Source organism: Variovorax paradoxus B4 (assembly GCF_000463015.1).
In the GTDB taxonomy this organism is placed as follows: domain Bacteria; phylum Pseudomonadota; class Gammaproteobacteria; order Burkholderiales; family Burkholderiaceae_C; genus Variovorax; species Variovorax paradoxus_E.
In genome coordinates this window covers 637,905-657,763 of record NC_022247.1, presented here as the reverse complement: position 1 = coordinate 657,763, position 19,859 = coordinate 637,905, and the positions used below count along the sequence as shown (strand labels likewise).

Genomic DNA, 19,859 nt, shown 5'->3' with positions numbered 1-19,859 from the left:
ATGGCTATGTCTTCAGGCATAAGACGCTTCAGCACCGAGGATTTTGAAAACCTGCAGGATCGCCGCCATGTTCTCGGGCTCGATCGCAATGCCCAGCGTCTGCTGGATCCAGCCGCCCAGGCGGGTCTTGGCGTAGTCGGCGGTGAGGCCCTCGCGCTTGTGCACCAGGCCCAGCCGGCCTGCGCGGTAGTGGTAGGAGGCGATGGCGTGGCGCGAGGCAATGCCCGAGAGGCCGCCCTCGGCCTCCCTGCCGAAGCCCTCGCACAGCAGGATGCGCTCGGGCTCGGGCAGCTCGGCGATGAAGGCGCGCGCGGCCAGCTGCACCGCGCCGGCGCTCAGCCCGTGCTCCGCGAGGCAGCCCTCGAGGTCTTCGCCGGCGCCCAGCGCATCTTCGATCTGCGCTTCGCTGACCTGGTCGCCGATCGAAAGCTTGCGCCGGAACGCGCTCGCGCGCGTGCAGTCGATCAGGTAACGGCGGAAGTACGCGCACAGCGCAAAGGCGCTGGAGGGCGCGCTGTGGCCCGCGCGCTCGTCGGCCTCGTCGGGATCGGCATCGAGCCGCAGCACCTTCACGTAGATGAACTGCGCCACCAGCTCCTGCCGGCCTTCGCCCAGCACCTGGAGCTCGGGCGGGTTGCAGGCCACGAGCGCATCGCCCACGATGCGGTACATGGTGCCCATGTCGCCGGGGGACAGCGTCTGCCGGCGCCGCCAGAGGCGGACGAGCTCGACGCTTTCCGCGGACGAAAGCGTTTCTTGCATGGGTCAGCGGCCGCCGCCGGGCCGCCCCAAGGCGGGCCGCGCCTCCCCCTCGGGGGGTGAAGTTACAGGAGCGCAGCGAGTGAAAAGCCGGGGGGCAGACATGACTAGTCGTCCACGCACACGCCTTCGGTCGGCACCAGGCATTGCGGCAGGCCGGCGCCCACCGGGCCGCCGCGCGTGCGGATGGCCGAGGACACCGCCGCCGTGGCCACGGCCAGGCCGCGCGGCAGCAGGATCCAGAGCTGGCCGCGCTCCTTCATGCGGCGCGCGTTGGTCGCGGCCTGCTGGCCGTTGCCGAAGAAATAGTCGGCCCGCACCGCGCCGCGGATTGCGCCGCCGGTGTCCTGCGCGATGGTCAGCCGCTGCATCGGCGCACCGGTGCCGGGCGCGCGGGTCGACACGAACACCGGGTAGCCCAGCGGCGTGCTGCGCGGGTCCACCGCGATCGAGCGGCCCGCCGACAGCGGCACGCCGAACGCGCCCACCGGCCCGCCCGAGGGCGAAGGCGACTCCTTGAAGAACACGTAGCTCGGGTCCTTGATGCCGGAACCGATGACCGGCCCGGCCGTGCGCCGCCCCGGCACCAGCACCGCGCCGCTGGCCGTGGGCCGCGCGAGCGTGAAGCCGCGGGTGCGGATGGTGCCGGTCGAGGAGTTGCCGGCATCGTCGTCTTCGTCGTCGCCATCGTCGAGTTCCAGTTCGATGGACGAGCCGCGCACCTTGACCGGACTGCGGGGCTTGCCATTGGCCGCCCGTGCCAGCGTGGGGCGGAAGGGCTGGCCGTTCTGCTCGGCGTAGGCCACGCGGATGATGTCGCCGCTGGCCAGCTTGATGCGGCCCGAACCCTGGATCTGCATTTCGTAGAGCGCGGTGGCGCTGCTCACGAAAGCCAGCACCTTGGCATTGGGCGCACCCTTGGTTTCGATTTCTTCGCGTGTGTAGTAGGGCAGCAGCTGCTTGCCTTCGATGCGCAGGCGGACCTTGCGGTCGAGCGTGTCGCGCGTGAGGGCCGAGAGATCGAGCGCGTAGAGTCCCGGCGCGCCCATGTCGCGCGTACTGAGGCCGGTCTGCACCACCACGTTGCGGCCTTCGACCCGCGCCGCCACCGTGCCGTTGCCGGCCGGCAGCTTGCGCGCATCGGCAAACAACATGTCCTCGGGCTGGCCGTAGACCGGATAGATGAACGGCGCCGCGTACTGCCGGCTGCCCGGGATCTCGGGTTCGAAATAGCCGGTGACCACGCCATCGGGCTTGCGGTCGTCGTCGCGGATCTGGTAGGCCGAGAACTCCTGCTCGAAGAAGGCGCGGATGGCGGTGTTGTTCCTGCTGTCGATCCTGAGGGCCCGCGCGCACACCTCCTTCCACTCGGCGCCGCGGCCGGTCAGCACCTTGCAGCTGCCAAGGAAGGCCGGCCAGCTCTCGGAGAAATCGTCGCGCGCCCATCCGGGCACGGCATCGAAGCTGACCGAGGTGTAGGTGGCCAGCTGGGTCGAGAAGGTGCGCGCCTGGCCGGCCGTGCTCGAGCCGGCGGTGGATGGACGCGGCGGCGTCGTGGCGGCTGCCGCTGCACTGGCCGCCGTGCCGGCAGTGGCGCTGCTACCCGCTTCGGCGCCGGCGGTGGCTGCCGGTGGCGTGTTGGCGCAGCCCGCTGCAAGCACGGCCGCTGCGGCAGCAGCAGCCCAGCGCAGGGCGGAAATGAAAATCGGCGACGGTGTGTACATGAAAGCCTCCTTGTCCGGAAAGACGGCCCATCGGGCCAACGCTCTGCAGACGATTACTTCTCGACGATTTTGAAATTCGCGACGCCGTAGACGTCGTTGCATGGGGTGTTGGGCGCGCAGACCGGTTTGCCCAGCAAAGGCGACGGACCTGTGCCGCGGCTGGCTTCGAGCGCCGCCAGCACGGGCAGCGGAAATTGCGGGAACACACCGTCGTTCTGGACCCCCGAGGCGCTGAAGTCGCGCTCGTGCTGGCTCACGAGCACCGCGAACTGGTTGGTGCCGGCCGGTCCGCCCGCATCCATCGGCCACGAGGCGCGCGGCAGCGAGAGCGGGCTGCCGGCGGTGATCTTGTTGTACTTGTCGAGCAGGTTCGGGAACAGCAGGAACATCTCGCCGCCGCTGGACAGCAGGAACACGTAGACGAAACCCTCGCGCTTGCTGCGGACCTCGAAGGCGAGCTTGTCCTTGCCGACCGACACCTCGGCCTTCTTGGGCGCGGCCGTCACGTCGAAGCCCGGCGCCGCGCCCGCCGCCAGCGACTGCAGCGATTCGAGCGGCGTGCGGGGCGCCGGCGGGGGAGGAGGTGGTGGCGGCGGTGACGCCTGGACCACGCGCGGTTCGGGCGGCGGCGGCGGTGCGACGGCGACCTGCTTGCCGCCGTTGTCGCCTTCCGCGCCCGCGGTGCGGCCCTGGTACCACCACCAGCCGCCACCGGCAGCGGCGGCCAGCACGGCCACCGAGGCCATCGCGGCCACGGTCTTGCCGTTCTTTCTGCCAGCACCCGTGCCCGGAGCGGGTGCTGGCGCGGGTGATGCCTTGCCCCGGCCGATCATCGTCGGCAAGTCGGCGTTGCTGCTGTTGTTCCGCGCGCCGGATGTCGGCGGCGTGGTGCGCGGCGTCGGCGCGATGCTGTGGCCCACCTCCAGGTCGAGCGCGGCGCGGAACTCGGCCATCGACTGCGGCCGCGACTCGGGCCGCACGCCCAGGCCCGCGTCGATCGCCTGCAAGAGCCGCAGGCTGTAGCGCTGGCGCAGGATCTCGTTGCCCGCGAGCGGCACGTAGCTGTCGGACAGGAGCCGCGCCACCGAAGGCGGCGGCGCGCGTCCGCACACGGCCACGTGCATCACCGCCGCGAGCGCGTAGACGTCGGTCCACGCGCCCTGCGACATGTCGGGCATCTCGGCGTACTGCTCGATGGGCGCGTAGCCCGGCTTCAGGATGACGGTGATCGCCTGCGTCTTGTCGGTGATCACGCGGCGCGCGGCGCCGAAGTCGAGCACCACCGGCCGGCCAGAGCCTTCGAGCAGGATGATGTTGTCGGGTGCGATGTCGCGGTGGTAGCAGTTGGCGCTGTGCATCACCGCCAGCGCCTGCGTCACGCCGTCCATGATGCGGATCAGCCAGGCCTCGTCCACGCCTGCGGGAATGGAGACCAGCGCCTGGCGCAGCGTGTCGCCGCGGTAGAACGGCATCACCATGTAGGTGGTGCCGCGCTCCTGCCAGAAACGGTAGACCTTCAACAGCGAGGGATGGTCGAACTGCGCGAGCAGGCGGGCTTCGTTGATGAAGCTGCGCATGCCGAGGTCGAAGGTTTCGCGGTGGCGCTCGGACAGCGGGACCACCGTGCCGTCGTGCTGCCGGGTCGACAGCGAAGTCGGCAGGTATTCCTTGATCGCTACCACACGTTCCAGCGTGTGGTCCCAGGCTTCATAGACGACGCCGAAGCCGCCCTGGCCGACGACCCGGGTGATTTCGAATTCTGCGAGGCGGCTGCCTACGGGGAGGAGGCCGGCCTCGCTGGTTTCCGTGGCGGGGCTGGTGACCGGGACGTTGGAGAGGCTTGTCGAGCCGGATGTGATGACGGTGGCGGAGGTGTCGTCGAGTTGCTGCGCAGGCCTCGACATGACGCGGGTGCGGTCGTCTTCTGGGGGCATGCTGGTGTTTGGAGCTTCGGTCATTGACTGGCTCCTTTGTCTGTTCTTGTTTGTTTTCCGGGGCCGGGTCTCGCCCGCCGGGGCGAGACCCGGCCCCGAAACACGAAAGGAAGCAGGAAATTCATCCCCCGCCCCCCAAAAACAAAGCTTCAAACTGCGCGTCCAAAGGCAGCCCCACCACAGCCATCCGAGCCCCTTCACCAGCGCCCGGATCGCCAAGCCACAGAGACTCCCCCGCCCCCGGCAAGGCAAGCGACTCCACAGCCCCCTCGCGCACCCCGAGGTCACCGGTGGCAGCAAAGAGCCTCTGCAGTACCGCATCGAACCGCAGCGCATCCAGGTCCCCCTCGAGCCCTTCCAGCGCTGCCTGCGTCCCCTGCGCCCACCACCGCAGCGCACCCTGCAGTGCATCGCCTTGCAGCGTGTCGCCCGCGGACGCATCGAGCTCCACCGCCAGCGTGAACGGAAAGTACCGCCCCACCCCATCGACCGACGGCATCAACACGCCGATCCATGCGCCTTCGCCAACCACCTGCGGCCCGAGCGCAAAGCACCAGACCGGCGCTTCGAGGTAGTGCGCTGTCCAGTCCGCATGCCGATCGCGCAGCCGCGCCAATCCGCGCTGCAGCCACGGGTCCCACACGGAACGAAACGACTCGGGCAGGCGCCGGTGCGCGAAGTCGCCCATGCCCGGCAGCTTGCCGAACCATCCGGGCAACGCAGCCGAAGAAGAAAAAGCAGCCACGTCGCTCACAACCCCTCCGGACAGGAGAACTCGCGCAGTTCCTTCAGGCGGATCGGATGCTGCACGCTGTTCGTCGTCACCTCGAAGCGCGTCTTGCGGGCGCCGATCTGGAAAGTGATGAAGAACTTCTCGGGCGCATCGCCGGCTTCGAGCTGGCCGTCGTCGAGCGCGCGGAACAGCGCCCATGGCCCGTCGACCGCGGCACCCGAACTGCCGGTGGTCGAAGGCGGGCTGACCTGGATGCGCACCTGGTTGCTCCCCTTCGGCCCCGGCCACTGCACGGCCATGGGCACCACCGGGCCGTGCGCGTATTTCACGAGCTGTCCGTCCACGTCGAGGATGAATTGCGTGATGCCCGCATCCATCTCCACCGGCTTGAAGTCGAGCCGCATCGACGGGCCGCGGCCGCCGCCGCGGAAGAAGATGTCCTTGATGCGCGCGGCCCGCTCGAACTGCGCCAGCGCCTGCGTGGTGACGGCGCCGCGTTCGGCCACCGGCTTGTAGCGCCACGGCTTCGTGCTGGTGTCGACCAGCGCGGCCAGCCGCTTCTGGAAGAACTCGTCCATCAGGCCGCCGGCGCCGAACATCTGGCCGAAGTCCTCGGGCAGCACGTCGCGCTTGCTGCTGCCCACAAACGGATAGCGGCCCGCGATGGCGCGGTTGCAGAAATCGGTCACGGGACGCAGGTCCTGGCTCAGGTTGCCGCGCTCGGCCACCTGGGCCTGCGCCGCGCCCGACTGGCTCAGGTTCTCGACCATCGTGCGCACCGGCTCGGGCAGGCGGCCCGCGTCGGACTTGAGCTTGCCGGCCACGTCGCCGGGCGGCGGCGAGGTGCGGCCCTTCACGGCCGTGTCGACGGCGTTGAGGTACACGTACACCTCGTTGAAAAGCTTGAGCGCATCGTCGATCGGCGCGGGCTGGTTCGGCCCGGCAGCAGTGACGAGGCGGCGCAGCGGTTCGAAGCGGTCGTCCACGATGCTCTCGATGCGCTTGCCGCTGGCCACGGGCTTGTTCGGGTCGCCGCCGAACAGGTCTTCCAGGCCCTTGCGGGTGTTGGCGACCGTGGCGGTGGCCTTGCTCACCACGTCCTTGGGCTGGTCGGCGGGAATGAGCGTGGTTTCCTTCACCACCGCGCGCAGGAAGTTCGCAAGCGGCGAACCCACGCCCGAGAGAATGCGCGCGGCCTCGATGTTCTTCTCGAGCCCGCTGGCGCGGATCAGCCGCACGTCGGCCAGCAGGGCCTCCCAGACCTTGACGTACTCCGCCAGGTAGAGCCGGCGCACGCGATCGGTCAGCGCGCCGAGCGCCGCCACGTCGCGCATGCGGTCGGTGGCGCTGCGGTCCTGCCCGAGCACCCACGGGTCTTCCTGCGCGAGCAGGCCGGTGAGCACCGTGACCTCGTTCTGGAAGCGCTTGTGGTAGCCGTCGTAGGTGAACATGCCCGGCACACCTTCGGTCAGCGGCTTGCCGCTGATGCGCTCGAACACCAGCGGCGCCGAAGGGCCCGCGGCCGTGGCGATGCTGAAGCCCGGAATGTCCTTGGTGGCGCGCTGGCGCTTCAGGCGGCTGAACACGCGCTGCTCCAGCGGATAGCTCGCGAGCACGGCGCGCACGCTGCGCACCAGGTTCTCGTCCATCTTGAGCGGCGAACGCGGCGGGCCTTGCGCGATGAGCACGTCGAGCTGGTCTTCGAGCGCCTGGCGCTGGTCTTCGGGAATGCCGCGGTCCAGGCTGCGCGCCCAGTCGAGCGTGATCCAGGCCTTGAGCGCCTCGGCATCGAAGTGCTCGGGCTGGTAGAGCATGAGGTAGCTCTTGAGCGCCTCGTAGGTGTACTCGAGGTTGTCCTTCTGCGCGGTGCGCAGCTGGTCCTCGATGCGCTTGGCGATCTGCGGCAGGAAGGCGTCGTTGAGCGCGCGCTGGTGCGTGAGCATGGCGGCAGCGTCGAGCTTGTCGCCCTGGTAGAGGCCGAGCGTCATCGACAGCGGCTCGTCGCCCTGGCGGTTGTCGGGCGTCTTCCAGATGTCGCGCAGGCCCTGCAGCACGGGCGCCACCTCCACCAGGTTCTGCACCCGCGAAGGCAGGGCCGCAAGGGTCTGGCGCGCGGGCTCGACGCGCGCCTCGACCGACTTCAGGTAATTGACGTTCTGCAGCGTGCTGTAGCCCCAGCCCGCGAGCAGCGCGAGCGTGACCAGCGTCATGGCCGCCACGCCCGCCATGCGCAGCGCGTGGCGCCGCCGTTCGAGCTTCACGTTCGCGCCGGCCAGCCGCTGCTCGGGGAACACCACCTCGCGCAGCAGCGCGGTGAGAAAGTAGCTGCGGCCGCTCGACTTCTGCGGCGCGAGCATCGCGCGCTCGATGCCGAAGCTGCGTGCCAGGCTGCCCATCACGCGGTCGATCGGGCTGCCTTCCTGCGTGCCGCTGGTGAAGTACACGCCGCGCACCCACGGCGGCTGCGCGAAGCGCGAGCCGGTGAAGACCTGGTCGAGCAGGTCGGACAGCATCGAGCCGATGGAGCCGAACTGCGCCGGAAAACCGAAGATCGCCGCGCGCCGCGTGCCGTCGGTCTCGCGCTGCATGCGTGCGATGAGGCCGTCGTTGACGCGGTTGTGCAGCAGCGCGAACTCGCGGTGGAAGGCGGTGGACAGCCCCTTCTCGTCGGCCTGCACGTTCTCGTCGGCCGCCAGCGTGAAGCCGAAGACCTGCGCGCGCTGCTCCTTGCCGAGGTCGTCGAAGTAGTCGGTGAAGCCATAGAGCAGATCGCTCTTGGTGACGAGCACGTACACCGGCAGCCGCGTGGTGAGCTTCGCATCGAGCTCGAGCAGCCGCGCGCGGATGGATGCGGCCAGCTGCGTGCGCTGCTCGGGGCCCTGGCTCAGCAGGTCGGCCACGCTCACGGTCAGGAACACGCCGTTGAGCGGCCGGCGCGGGCGCGCCTTCTTGAGCAGGCCGAGGAAGCCCTCCCATGCGCTCTTGTCTTCCGACTGGTGGCTGTCCTGCGTGGTGTAGCGGCCGGCGGTGTCGATGAGCACGGCCTCGTCGGTGAACCACCAGTCGCAGTTGCGCGTGCCGCCCACGCCGCGGATCGCGCCGGGGCCGAACTTCTCGGCCAGCGGGAACGACAGGCCCGAGTTGACCAGCGCCGTGGTCTTGCCCGCGCCCGGCGCGCCGATGAACACGTACCAAGGCAGGTCGTACAGATAGCTGCCACCGGAAATGGAAAGCCAGTCGCGCCAGCCGGGCTTCTTGCCCGCGGCATGCAGGCGCATCTGCTTCAGCGTGGCCACGGCTTCGCTGAAGCGCGTGTCGAGGATCTTCTGTTCGCCGTTGACCGGGGCGTCGGTCTTGACGGTGGGGGCCTTCATGAGGCCGTCGGTCAGGTGCTGGCTCGCACGGCGCGCGCGCCACCTGCGGTAGATCGCGCGCAGCACCACGATGAGCACGATGGCGCCGATCAGCAGCGCGCGTGCAAGCTCGCTTTCGAGCGGCACCCACGCACCGATCTTCACCAGCGGGCCGATCCACCAGACCAGCAGCGCGACGATGACCAGCGCCAGCAGGGTCAGCAGCAGCGGGCTGAACAGGAAGCCGAAGAATTTCTTGATCATTTCGTCACTCCCGCGGCAGCGACCCGGTCCGGCTCGGACAGCAGCACGATGTCGACGCGCCGGTTGCGCGCGCGGTTGGCCGGCGTGTCGTTGGCGGCCACGGGCTCGGCGTCGGCCTTGCCGTCGGAGCGCATGCGTGCCGGATCGACCAGCGTGGTGAGCGCGCCCTTCACCGCATCGGCACGCGCGGCCGACAGGTGCCAGTTGGAGGGATAGCGCAGCGAGCGGATCGGCTGGTTGTCGGAGTGGCCGGTGATCAGCACCTCGCCCTTCACTTCGGCCAGCGCCTGGCCGATGCGGCGCAGCACCGGCAGCGATGCGGCCATCGGCTCGGCGCTGCCGGAGCCGAAGAAGGAGTCGCCGCGCAGCCGCACCACGCTGCGGTCGGCCTCGTCGGTCACGGTGACGAGGCCCTGCTTGATCTCGGGCTCGAGGAAGCGCGCGAGCCGCGGCGACTTGGCCGGCGCGGCGGGCGGCGCGATCTGGATGTTGGGCACGCGCAGGCCCGACACTGCGGCATAGGTGGTGTCGGAGCGGTAGTTGAGCGTGAGCCGCAGGCCGAACCAGGCCAGCGCGAGCAGCAGGGCGAAGCCGGCCGCGAACACCCACAGCGGCAGCGATTCGCGCAGCCGCACCGTGCCCGCGCCCTGCCCGCGCCAATGCGGCGAGAGCTCGGCTTCGAGCGGCGGACGGTCCTTGGCGATCAGGTCGGCCAGGCGCTGGCGCACCGAATCGAGCTGCGCGCGGCCGTTGTCGACCACGCGGTAGCGGCCTTCGAAGCCGAGCGCGAGCACGCTGTAGATCAGCTCCAGCAGCTGGCGGTGCGTGGGCACGTCCTGCGCGAGCTTGGCGAGCAACTGGAACACCTTCTCGCCGCCCCAGGTCTCGTTGTGGAACTGCACCAGCAGGCTCTGCTTGTTCCAGCCGGCCTGCACGCCCCAGGGCGTGTTGGCCACGGCCTCGTCCAGCGCGGTGCACAGCACATAGCGCGCGGCCAGCACCGATTCGTTGCTGACGCCGGCACGGCGCGCGGCGGCGTCGAACTGGTTCACCGCGTCGGCGGTGGAGGCGCGCAGGGCCGGCACGTTGGGCGGCTGCGCAAGGTTGCGCAGCTTTCCGATCAGCACCAGCAGCTTGCCCGCGGCCGAGACCAGCGGATTGAGCAGCCCGATCTCGCCGACGTCGACGGCGGGTGTCGGATCAACGCCGCCGAAGAAAGGCGCCGGTGCCGCAGCAGGCGGCGGCGTGCCGGCCGGCGTGCGCGGCTTCGGCTTGATGACCGTGCGCTCCGACTCGAAGGCGGCGAAGGGATCGGGTGTTGTCATGATGGTGTTCCGTTTCCGTCAGCCCGATGCGGCTAGGAACGAATGGCCCAGAACGCGAGGTCGAGGCCGGGAAAGTCGCCCGCGATGTGCATCGCGATGCCGCCCGACTGCTCCAGCTGGCGCCACAGGTCGCTGTTGCGCGTTTCGAGCTCGAAGTAGTTGGCGCCGGTGTGGAAGGGAATCTGGCGCGGCGCCACCGGCATGGGCGTGAGCGTGACGCCCGGCAGCGCCAGGTTGACCAGGTCGCGGATGCGCTCGACCGGGCCGATCTTGACCTGCGTGGGAAAGCGCGCGCGCAGCGCCTCGCTCGGCATGTTGGCGTTCACCGCGAGCACGAAGGTCGCCTTGCGCTGCAGCTCCACGTCGGTCACCATGGCCACGCGCACGCCGTGCTTGCGGTCGTGCAGGTCGATGCGGATGGCCGACTGCTCCAGCACCATCGAGAGGCTGCGCCGCAGGTCGTCCATCAGCGGACGGAAGCTCAGCGCCAGGTCGTCGTGGATGTAGGGGCCGAAGCGCGCCACGCGGCGCGAATCGCGAAAGCTCGCGAGGTCGCCGGCCAGCCCGAGCGCAAGCTCGAAGAAGCGCTGCGGGTGCAGCATGGCGCTTCGGGCCAGGTGCGCAAAGACCGCCTCGTTGCGGTTGACGGTCTGCAGCAGCATGAAGTCCGCGATCTCGGCCACGCCGCCGGTGCCGCCCTGCGTCATGCGCCCGGCCAGCGCCTCGCCGCGCTGGCGCAGGAGGCCCAGCAACTCGTCGAGCCAGGAACGGATCACGCCGTGGCCCGCCACGTCCAGCAGCGGCGGCAGCATCGCGCGCTCGAGCTGCACCTGGTTGTCGACGCGGCGCTCGACCACGCGGGCCACGCCCAGCGTGGTCCAGGCGTCGGTCGCTTCGCTGGCACGCATCAGGCGCGTGTGGAGCTGGCCCAGCTGCAGCACGGCCGTGCGCTCGCCGGCGGTGTTGGAGTCCGGCACCTCGGACTCGAGCACCCGGTGGCGCACCAGCTCTTCATAGTCTTCGGCGTCGGCCTCGCGGGCGCCGGCGCGGCGCAGCGGCAGCGCCAGCATCACGGCCTCGTCGCGCATGGCGGGCGGAATGTCGATGGGCTCGGGCAGCGGATCGACCGCCGGCATGTCGAACACCGTGCCGTCGCCGAAGATGCCCACCGCACGCACCAGGGCGAGCTTGCCCAGCGTGAGCGCGGCCTGATCGATCTCGATCTCCGCAAACCCCCAGGCATAGGGCGTGGTGGAACGCAACAGCACATGCCTCGCATGGTCGGCATGACGCTCGCTTTGCTGCAGGTGCTGGGGCTGCAGCAGCATCCCCTCGCTCCAGACCACTTTTGTTCGCCAACTCATCCGCACTCCGTCAACGGCAAGGGCTGCCTGAAAGAAACACGAAGTTTCCGGCGCGTGGCACGGCGGGCAAATCCGCCTAACGGCCTAGATGCGGGGTTTTGGAGCTACGGCGAAGGGAGTAGACGCGCCCTGCCGACGCCCGCTCAGCGTGTGGCAGCGCTGGCGGCCGGGCGCAAGGCCTCGACCTGTTCCCGGTAGTTCTTCTCGAGGCGCTGCAGGCGCTTCTCGCGCGCCGCGTCGTTGACCCAGGCGGCGGCCATGGCGTTCTGCTTGCCGAGCTGGTATTCGAGCATGGCCTCGGGCAGCAGCGCGCTGTCGTCGGCAGTGGCATAGCCGTAGGCCGCGCGCAAGGTCTTCAGCACCTCGCGCTCGGCATCGGCGCGCGGTCCCTTGCCCTGGCCGTAGCCCACCAGGAAGGCCTGCAGCCGGGCCTGGAACTCGGACGGATAGCTGCGCCGCACCACCATCTGCGCACCGGGCGGCGGCTCGGACTCCCAGACGATGTGCAGCCGCGCGGCTTCCACCGGGAACTGCTCCCTGAAGCGCTCGAAGTCGGTGGTGTTGTTGGTGGCCACGTCGGCATCGCCGTTGGCCACGGCGAGCGCGGTGGCCTGGTGGGTGCCGACGATCTCGCCGCGAAAGCGCGTTTCCATCGCAATCTTGCGCGGCAGGAAAAGCTGGCTCTGGGGAATGAGGAAGCCGGTCACGGAGCGGCTGTCGCCGCGCGCCAGCCGCCAGCGCTCGGGCTCGGCGAGCACGGCCTCCAGCGTGCTGGGCAGGCCGGCCTTGCGCGTCAGCAGCACGGCGCGATGCGTGGGCATGCCGGGCCGGCGCGCGATCTGCGCCACCACCTTCATGCGCCGCTGCATCACGGCATCGAGCGCCATCTTGGCCGAGAGAAAGGCCATGTCGATCTCGTCGCGCTGGATGGCGCGGTCGAGCTCCTCGTACGACGCCACCGAGTAAGCGCTCACGGGCAAGCCCATGGCCTGGCTCATGTCGGCCAGCAGCGGCGTCCACAAGGCGCGCGATTCGACGGCACCGCCCAGCGGCAGCACGCCGAAGCGGATCGACTTGACCGGTGGCGAGGCGCCTCTGTCGGCCGTGCCGGCACTGCCCTGCGCCAGGCAGGCCGCGGCAACGGCGGCGAGCGCAAGCGCCGCGGCAACCGAACGCAGGAGACGCGACATGGACAAGGCCCGCGTCAGGGAGACAGGTCGCGCAGCACGGCGGTCTGTTCCGCGTACCCGCTTTCGATGCGCGAGAGCCGCGCCTGCCGCGCCGCATCGTTGACCCACTGCGCGCTCATGGCATTCTGCTTGGCCAGCTGATAGGCCAGCTTGGCGGCGGGCTGCAGCGAGCTGTTGTCCGCGGCCACGAACCCGGCCAGGTCATGCAGCGACTTGAGCACCACGCGCTCCGCATCGCCCTTGGAGCCCTTCGCGCGCCCGTAGCCGACCAGGAAGGCCTGCACGCGGCTTCGCAGCTCGGGCGAATATTCGCGCCGCACCACGATCTGCGCATGCGGAATGAGCTCCGACTCCCACAACACCTGCAGCCGCTGGGCCTCGGCCGGAAAACGCAGCTTGAAGCGCTCGAAATCGGCCGTGTTGTTGGTGGCCACGTCGGCTTCGTTGTTGGCCACGGCCAGCGCGGTGGTCTGGTGGGTGCCGACGATCTCGCTCAGGAAGCGCGTCTCCATCGCGATGTGGTTGGGCAGGAACAGCTGCAGCTGCGGCACGATGAAGCCCGACACCGACTGCCGCTCGCCGCGCGCGAGGCGCCAGCGTTCCGGCTCCGCGAGCAGGCTCTTCATGCTGTTGAACGGGGGCGCCTTGCGCGCCAGCATCAGGGCACGGTAGCCGGGCAGCCCGTCGTGCCGCACCACCTGGGCCACGACCTTCATGCGCCGCTGGGTGACGGCGTCGAGCGCCATCTTGCCGGACAGGAACGCCATGTCGACTTCGTCGCGCCGGATGGCCTGCTCGAGCGCTTCGTACGAGTTGACCGACAGCACGCTCACGGGCCTGTCAATGGCGCGGCTCAGCTCGGCCAGCAAGGGGTCCCAGTCGCTGCGCGACTCGAAGGCGCCGCCCAGCGGCAGGATGCCGAAGCGCACCGGCGCATCCGGCTGCGGCGCGGGCTGGGCAACGGCCGCCAGCGGCAGGCCCGCGAGCAGCGCAAGGATGGCGGCTGCGGCGCCGCGGCGCGCCATGCTTACCATGGCGGCGGCGCGCCCGAACTTGGGACAGCGGGAAGCGCCGGAAGCCTTCCGGACGCGGCATGGGGAGGCCTGCATTTTTGGAACACGAAGACATGGGGCCGCTGCGAATCAGCGGGTCTAACATCGACAACGCGACGCAATTAGATACCAAATAGAAGTTATTTTTGTGATGTTTTCCCATCTTTCACTCGCATGGCCGTCCCCCTAAGCTCAGCCTTCATGCGCCAAATTCCCCCATGAACTGGAACTTCCATGTCCTCCGGGGGCTTGCGCGCCTCACCTTCGCCCAGCAGCTGATCCTGCTTGCGCTGGTGCCGGCCACCGCGGCAACGCTGGCCGCCATTGCCGTGCTGACGCGCCAGCACCTGGACAACCTGACCGAGCTGATGCGCGCCAACGCGCAGACGGTGGCGCTGCAGGTGGCCACGGCGGCGCAGACGCCGCTGGTGCGCATGGACCGCCGCATGCTGCAGCGCACCGCCCAGTCGGGTACCTACCAGCCGCACGTGCAGCAGGTGCAGATCTGGTCGGAGGACGGCGAGATCGTGGCCAACTCCGAGACCGTCGACCGCGCCCGCGGCGAAGGCCTGCAGGTGGTGGTGCCGATCATCAGCGACGATGGCAGGCACAACGGCAAGGTGATGGTGGAGATGAGCCTGGGCGCGGTGCAGGACGCACGGCGCTCGGTGTGGCTCAACGTGGTGCTGGTGCTGGCGATCAGCCTGGTGGGCGTGGGGCTCGCGGGCTGGTGGGCGGCGCGGCGCATCAGCGAGCCGATCCGCGCGCTCGGCAAGGCCGTGGACCGGCTGGGTGCGGGCGAGGCCGCGAGCGTGTCCATCGAGGGCACCTCCGAGATCCGGCACCTGCAGCACGGCTTCAACCAGGCGGCGCGGGCGCTGGCCGAGAGCCATCGCCTGCTGCAAAGCCGCATCAGCGAGGCCACCGCCGAACTCGCGCGCAAGAACCAGCAGCTCGAAGTGGCAAGCCAGGCCAAGACCCGACTCCTGGCCGCGGCCAGCCACGACCTGCGCCAACCGCTGCATGCGCTCACGCTCTTTTCCGACGGGCTGGCCAACGGGGAAACCGACCCGCTGCGCCTGCAGCGCATCGGCCACATCCGCGAGTGCGTCGACTCGCTCGACCGGCTGTTCTCGGAGCTGCTCAATCTCTCGCAACTCGATGCCGGCGTGCTGCAGCCGCAGTGGGCCGACTTTCCGCTGGACCGGCTGTTCGACGAGATCAGCCGCAACTTCCGCCCGGTGGCCGAGCAGCAGGGCCTGCGCCTGGTCGCGCGCAAGACCGAGCTCTGGGTGCGCTGCGACTACGTGATGCTCTCGCGCATCCTCAACAACCTGGTGTCGAACTCGCTGCGCCACACCCTCGAGGGCGGCGTGCTGATCGGCGCGCGGCGCCGCGGCAAGGGAGTTCGCATCGACGTGATGGACACCGGCGTGGGCATCGCGCTGCAGCACCAGGCGCGCGTGTTCGAGGAGTTCTACCAGGTGGAGACCACCAGCCGCCAGGCCCCGCGCGGCGCACGCGGCATGGGCCTCGGGCTTGCCACGGTGCAGCGCCTGGCGGAGCTGCTCAACACGCGCGTCGATCTCACCTCCAAGCCGCACAAGGGCACCTGCGTGCGCGTGCTCGTGCGCTCGGCACCGGCCGCACTGCCGGTGCCGGCCGCCGCGCCCGCCGCTGGCGGCGCCGAAGACGAGGCGAGCCTGGAGAACCTGCGCATCCTGGTGATCGACGACGAGCGCACCATCCTCGAAGGCCTGTCGGTGGTGCTCACCAACTGGGGCGCCGAAGTCCTGGCCGCGCAGACACGCGCCGAAGCGCTGGCGCTGGCCGACGCCTGGGAGCAGCCGCCCGACGTGGTGGTGAGCGACCTGCTCCTGCAGGGCGGCGACAACGGGCTCGACGTGATCGCCGCGCTCGAACGCCATCCGCGCGGCATCGGGGCGGGCACGGCGCGCCTGCTGGTCACGGGCGAGACCAAGCCGGACCGCCTGCGCGAAGTGGCGAGCGCCGGCATCGCGGTGCTCTACAAGCCCGTGTCGCCGCGCGTGCTGCGCCAGGCGATCCAGGCACAGCGCGCCGCGGCGCTGTCGAACGTCGACGCCTGAGGAGGGTAGTCCGTCGGACATAGGCCAAGCGGCTGCCGCGCTGTGATCTTCATCACAGCCGCGCGGCGGTGCGGGCACCGACATAAGCCCTCCGCCTTATCGCGCGAAGCAGGAGGCTTCCGTACATTGGGTGCTGCACTTGCTGCAGTCGCAGCCCATGTTTGTTGCCGTGAACCTTCTCATCTCGCTCCTCCGGAAACGGCGACGCCAAGGCGCCTGCGCCGCGCTGGCTCTTCTTTGCATGGCGCAGCTCGCCGCCGACGCCTCGGCGGCCGAGCTCACCGTGCTGGTGGGCGACGAGCTCTCGGCGCATGCCGAGTTCGTGCAGCATCTTCGTGCGAGCCAGGAGCCCGGCAGCCGATTCGAGCTGGTGCGGCTTTCGGCGGGCGGCGCCGAAGCCACGCAGCCGGTGGAAACCGCCAGCTCTGAACCCGAGCGCAGCGCCAATGCCGGCGTGCGCACGCGCAGCCTGCGCACCGCGCCCGCGAACGCCGCGCTCACCCTCGCGGTCGGCGCGCCTGCCGCACGCGCGGCGCTGGAGCGCCCGGGCCAGCAGCCGCTGGTGCTCGCGATGCTGAGCCGGCTCGACTACGAGAGCCTTCGTGCCAGCAGCCCGGCGCTCAAGCGCGGCGACCGGCGCGTGGGCGTGCTGCTGCGCGACCCGGCCATGGCGGACCAGCTCGCGCTCATCGGTGCGGTGCTGCCGCAGAAGCAACGCATCGGCGTGGTCGCCACGCTCGAATCCGAGCCCCTGGTGCGCGAACTGCAGCGCGCCGCGCAGAACGGCAATCCGCCCTGGGACATCCAGGTGGAGTACGCGCCCGATGCCAGGTCGCTGGCTGGCGCGCTGCGTTCGGTGGTGCCGCGCAGCGATGCCCTGCTGGTGCTGCCCGACCTGATCGGCGACAGCCAGGCCGCCACGCTCTCGGTGCTGCACGCCGGTGCGGGCGCGGGCCTGCCGGTGTTCGGCGCCAGCGAAGGGCTGGTGCGCTCGGGCGGGCTGGCCGCGGCGGTCTCCACGCCGGCGCAGCTGGCCCAGCAGGCACGCCTGCTCGGGCAGAAACTCGCGAGCGGCGCCGGCAGCAACGGCAATCCGCTCGTGGAGTCGGCCGCGCCCGCCACCGTGCGGGTCAACGTCACCGTGGCACGCGGACTCGGCCTGCGCCTGCCCGAGGAGCGGGAACTGACCGAGCGGCTCACGGTCACCCGATGAGCGCGAAGCTGCCATCCGAAGGCAGGCGCGCCGATGCATCGCCGCCGCTTCAGCCGACCGCGCCTGCGCCCACGCCCACGCTGCTGGTGCGCGGCAACCTGCAGCGCGACCTGTTCCGGCTCGGCGTGGTGCCGTGCGCCGCGGTGGCGCTCGCGCTCACGGGCTGGTTCACCCACAGCCGGCTGCAGACGCTCGAGGCCGCCTTCGACGCCGAAGGCCAGGCCGTGGCGCGCCAGGTGGCGGCCATGTCCGACCTGAGCCTCTATGCCGGCGACCTGCCGGCGCTGCAGAACGTGGCCAATGCCGCGCTGCGCGGCGGCCAGGTGATGCGCGTGGAAATCAGCAACAGCGCCGGCGTCTACGTGACGGCCGGACCCAAGGCCTCGTCGCTCGCGCAGCTGCGCATGTTCACCTCGCCGGTCACGCTGCGCGAGGCGTCGCGCGCCAGCGCCTTCGCGCCGGCGGGCTCCACCGCCGCTGGCGAAACCCCCATCGGCCTGGTGCAGACCTTTCGCGACACCACGGCCTATGCGCGCGAGCGCAGCCGGTCGCTGATCGCGAGCATCGGCATCGCGCTGGTGGCCCTGCTCGCGGCCTGGGCCTCGGTGCGCCACATGGCGCGCACGGTGGCGCGGCCGCTGCGGCGCGTGTCGCGCACCGTGGCCGCGCTCCAGGCCGGGCACTTCGAAGCGCGCTGCGACGTGGCCGAAGGCGACAGCCGCGCGTCCACCGGCAATTCCGGCAAGGGCCGCGCGCACGAACTCACGGTGCTTGCGCACGACATCGACCGCCTGGCCGAGCGCCTGCAGCGCAACCGGCAGATCAGCGAGGAGCGCGTGCGCGAGGCCACCGCGGTGGCGCTGCAGCGCATGGCCGAGGCCGAGCAGGCGGCGCTCTCGCGCGCCCGCTTCCTGGCCGCGGCCAGCCACGACCTGCGCCAGCCGCTGCATGCCATGGGGCTCTTCATCGACGGCCTGCTGCCGGGCGCCAGCCCCGCACAGCGCCCCGCCGTGCTGCGGCTGCAGGAGAGCACCGAGTTCATGGGCGTGCTGCTCGACGACCTGCTGGAAATCTCGCGCCTCGATGCCCAGGTGCTGACGCCGGCGATCACCAAGGTGCCGCTGTCCGCACTGTTCGACCAGCTGGATGCGCAACATGCCGCCACCGCCGCCGAAACCCACGTGCGCCTGCGCTGGAGCGACCGCGGGCTGGCGGTGCGCAGCGATGCGGCGCTGCTGCAGCGCATCGTCGGCAACCTGGTGGCCAACGCGCTGCGCCACGCACCGGCCGGCGGCACCGTGCTGGTGGCCGCGCGCCGCGCCCGCGAAAAGAACGGCGACAGCGTGCGCATCGAGGTGCGCGACAACGGCATCGGCATCGCGCCCATCCACCAGGGCCGGATCTTCGAGGAGTTCTACCAGGTGGCCAACACCGAGCGCGACCGCCGCCGCGGCTTCGGGCTGGGCCTGGCGATCTGCGCGCGCATCGCGACGCTGCTCGGCACCCGCATCACGGTTCGCTCGGCGCTGCAGGCCGGCAGCACCTTTGCGCTCACCCTGCCCGCCGCCCACCCGGCCGAAGCCACCGCGCCCGAGCCCGCGCCCATGGCGCTGACGCCGCTGGCCGGCCTGCACTGCATGGTGGTCGACGACGACCCCGCCATCCTCGACGGCAGCCGCGCGCTGCTGGAGCAGTGGGGCTGCCAGGTCGAATGCGTGGCCACCGGCGCCGAGGCCATCGCGCGGCTGGGCACGGGCGACCTGCATTTCGACGCGGTGCTGTGCGACCTGCAGCTGGCCGGCGACGGCGACGGCATGGACGTGATCGACGCCGCCAGGCGCCTGCAGCCCGATGCGCTCGCGGTGCTGGTCTCGGGCGCGACCGGGCCCGAGGTGCTGCAGCGGCTGCGCCACGGCGGGGTGATGCTGTTGACCAAGCCGGTCGCGCCGGCCAAGCTGCGCGCACTGCTCACCACGCGGCGCCATGCGCACGCGGCCTGAGTGCCACGCCACCCCCTGCTACCCCATCGACCACGCCATGCTCGACACCGCCGCCCTCAAGGGCATCCGCCCCTTCGTCGCCACGCCGAGCTACAGCGGTTCCATGACCAGCCTCTACGTGCGCAGCCTGCTGGGCCTGGTCAATGCGGCCTGGGCGCACGGTTTCGCCATGCAGACGCGCTTCCTCGACGGCGACAGCCTGCTCACGCGCGCGCGCAACCGGCTGGTGGCCGAGTTCATGGCCGATGCGCAATGGACGCACCTGTTCTGGATCGACGCCGACGTCGGCTTCACGCCCGATGCGGCGCTGCGCCTGCTGCTGTCCGGGCATGACGTGGTGGCCGGCGTCTACCCGCACAAGCACGACGGCTGGCCGGTCCAGGGCCTGGCCCGGCCGCTGCCGGCGGGCGCCACGCAGGCCGATTTCGACGCCCTGCATGCGCGCTATCCGCTGAACCTGCGCCACACGCCGACACAGGCCGACGCGGACGGTTTCGTCGAGGTGCTGGACGCGCCCACCGGCTTCATGCTCATCACCCGCGGCGTGTTCGAACGCATGGCCGCGGCCATGCCCGAGCTGCGCTACACCCCCGAGGCCGGCGACCACGCCAATGCGCACCTGCCGCACTGGCGCTTCTTCGACACCCAGTTCGAGCCCGCCACCGGCCGCTACCTGAGCGAGGACTTCGCCTTCTGCCGGCGCTGGCAGCAGCTGGGCGGCCAGGTGTTCGTCGACCTGCAGTCGCGCCTGTCGCACCAGGGCCTGAAGACCTGGCACGGCGACCTGCCGCGGGCGCTGGGCGCCGCAGGCGGCCCCGCGATCGGCCCGCGCTGAGCCGT

13 protein-coding genes are annotated in these 19,859 nt (G+C 70.5%); 4 read left to right on the top strand and 9 right to left on the bottom strand.

The annotated features are described in order from the left end of the window. Nucleotides 1–12: 12 nt before the first annotated feature. The 9 genes from VAPA_RS02975 to phnD (VAPA_RS02935) form a co-directional block, all read right to left on the bottom strand. Nucleotides 13–762, bottom strand: coding sequence for a hypothetical protein (locus tag VAPA_RS02975; protein WP_021005289.1), 750 nt, complete (start codon nt 760–762; stop codon nt 13–15). Nucleotides 763–866: 104 nt separating this feature from the next. Further along, nucleotides 867–2,483, bottom strand: a complete 1,617-nt coding sequence (gene mltA / locus VAPA_RS02970; protein ID WP_021005288.1) for a murein transglycosylase A — start codon at nt 2,481–2,483, stop codon at nt 867–869. Between the two features lie 53 nt (nt 2,484–2,536). Continuing rightward, entirely contained in the window at nt 2,537–4,441 is a 1,905-nt protein-coding gene (locus tag VAPA_RS02965) for a serine/threonine-protein kinase (protein WP_021005287.1), read from the bottom strand. A gap of 97 nt (nt 4,442–4,538) precedes the next feature. After that, the gene (gene tagF / locus VAPA_RS02960; RefSeq protein WP_051255295.1) at nt 4,539–5,171 is read right to left on the bottom strand and encodes a type VI secretion system-associated protein TagF; all 633 of its coding nucleotides are present in this window, start codon (nt 5,169–5,171) and stop codon (nt 4,539–4,541) included. After that, nucleotides 5,168–8,767, bottom strand: a complete 3,600-nt coding sequence (gene tssM / locus VAPA_RS02955; RefSeq protein ID WP_021005285.1) for a type VI secretion system membrane subunit TssM — start codon at nt 8,765–8,767, stop codon at nt 5,168–5,170. Before tssM ends, tagF begins: the two co-directional genes overlap by 4 nt. Next, nucleotides 8,764–10,092: a DotU family type VI secretion system protein gene (locus VAPA_RS02950; protein ID WP_021005284.1), complete on the bottom strand. Its 1,329-nt coding sequence runs from the start codon at nt 10,090–10,092 to the stop codon at nt 8,764–8,766. The genes tssM and VAPA_RS02950 overlap by 4 nt, the downstream gene beginning before the upstream one ends. A 32-nt stretch (nt 10,093–10,124) precedes the next feature. Beyond that, nucleotides 10,125–11,456, bottom strand: a complete 1,332-nt coding sequence (gene tssK, locus VAPA_RS02945; protein WP_021005283.1) for a type VI secretion system baseplate subunit TssK — start codon at nt 11,454–11,456, stop codon at nt 10,125–10,127. Nucleotides 11,457–11,599: 143 nt separating this feature from the next. Continuing rightward, nucleotides 11,600–12,646, bottom strand: coding sequence for a phosphate/phosphite/phosphonate ABC transporter substrate-binding protein (gene phnD, locus VAPA_RS02940; RefSeq protein WP_021005282.1), 1,047 nt, complete (start codon nt 12,644–12,646; stop codon nt 11,600–11,602). 14 nt (nt 12,647–12,660) lie between these two features. Beyond that, nucleotides 12,661–13,671 carry a phosphate/phosphite/phosphonate ABC transporter substrate-binding protein gene (gene phnD, locus VAPA_RS02935; protein ID WP_041945987.1) on the bottom strand — a complete coding sequence of 337 codons (1,011 nt, stop codon included), beginning with the start codon at nt 13,669–13,671 and terminating at the stop codon, nt 12,661–12,663. Between the two features lie 245 nt (nt 13,672–13,916). Here phnD (VAPA_RS02935) and VAPA_RS02930 point away from each other — a divergent pair, with 245 nt between their 5' ends. From VAPA_RS02930 to VAPA_RS02915, 4 genes are all read left to right on the top strand, one after another. Beyond that, nucleotides 13,917–15,806 carry an ATP-binding response regulator gene (locus VAPA_RS02930; protein ID WP_021005280.1) on the top strand — a complete coding sequence of 630 codons (1,890 nt, stop codon included), beginning with the start codon at nt 13,917–13,919 and terminating at the stop codon, nt 15,804–15,806. A 241-nt stretch (nt 15,807–16,047) separates the two neighbouring features. Continuing rightward, nucleotides 16,048–17,019, top strand: a complete 972-nt coding sequence (locus VAPA_RS02925; RefSeq protein WP_021005279.1) for an ABC transporter substrate binding protein — start codon at nt 16,048–16,050, stop codon at nt 17,017–17,019. Further along, a complete protein-coding gene (locus tag VAPA_RS02920; RefSeq protein ID WP_021005278.1) occupies nt 17,016–19,019 on the top strand; it encodes a hybrid sensor histidine kinase/response regulator in 2,004 nt (667 codons plus the stop codon). The genes VAPA_RS02925 and VAPA_RS02920 overlap by 4 nt, the downstream gene beginning before the upstream one ends. Before the next feature lie 37 nt (nt 19,020–19,056). Continuing rightward, a complete protein-coding gene (locus VAPA_RS02915; RefSeq protein ID WP_021005277.1) occupies nt 19,057–19,854 on the top strand; it encodes a hypothetical protein in 798 nt (265 codons plus the stop codon). Nucleotides 19,855–19,859: the final 5 nt, after the last annotated feature.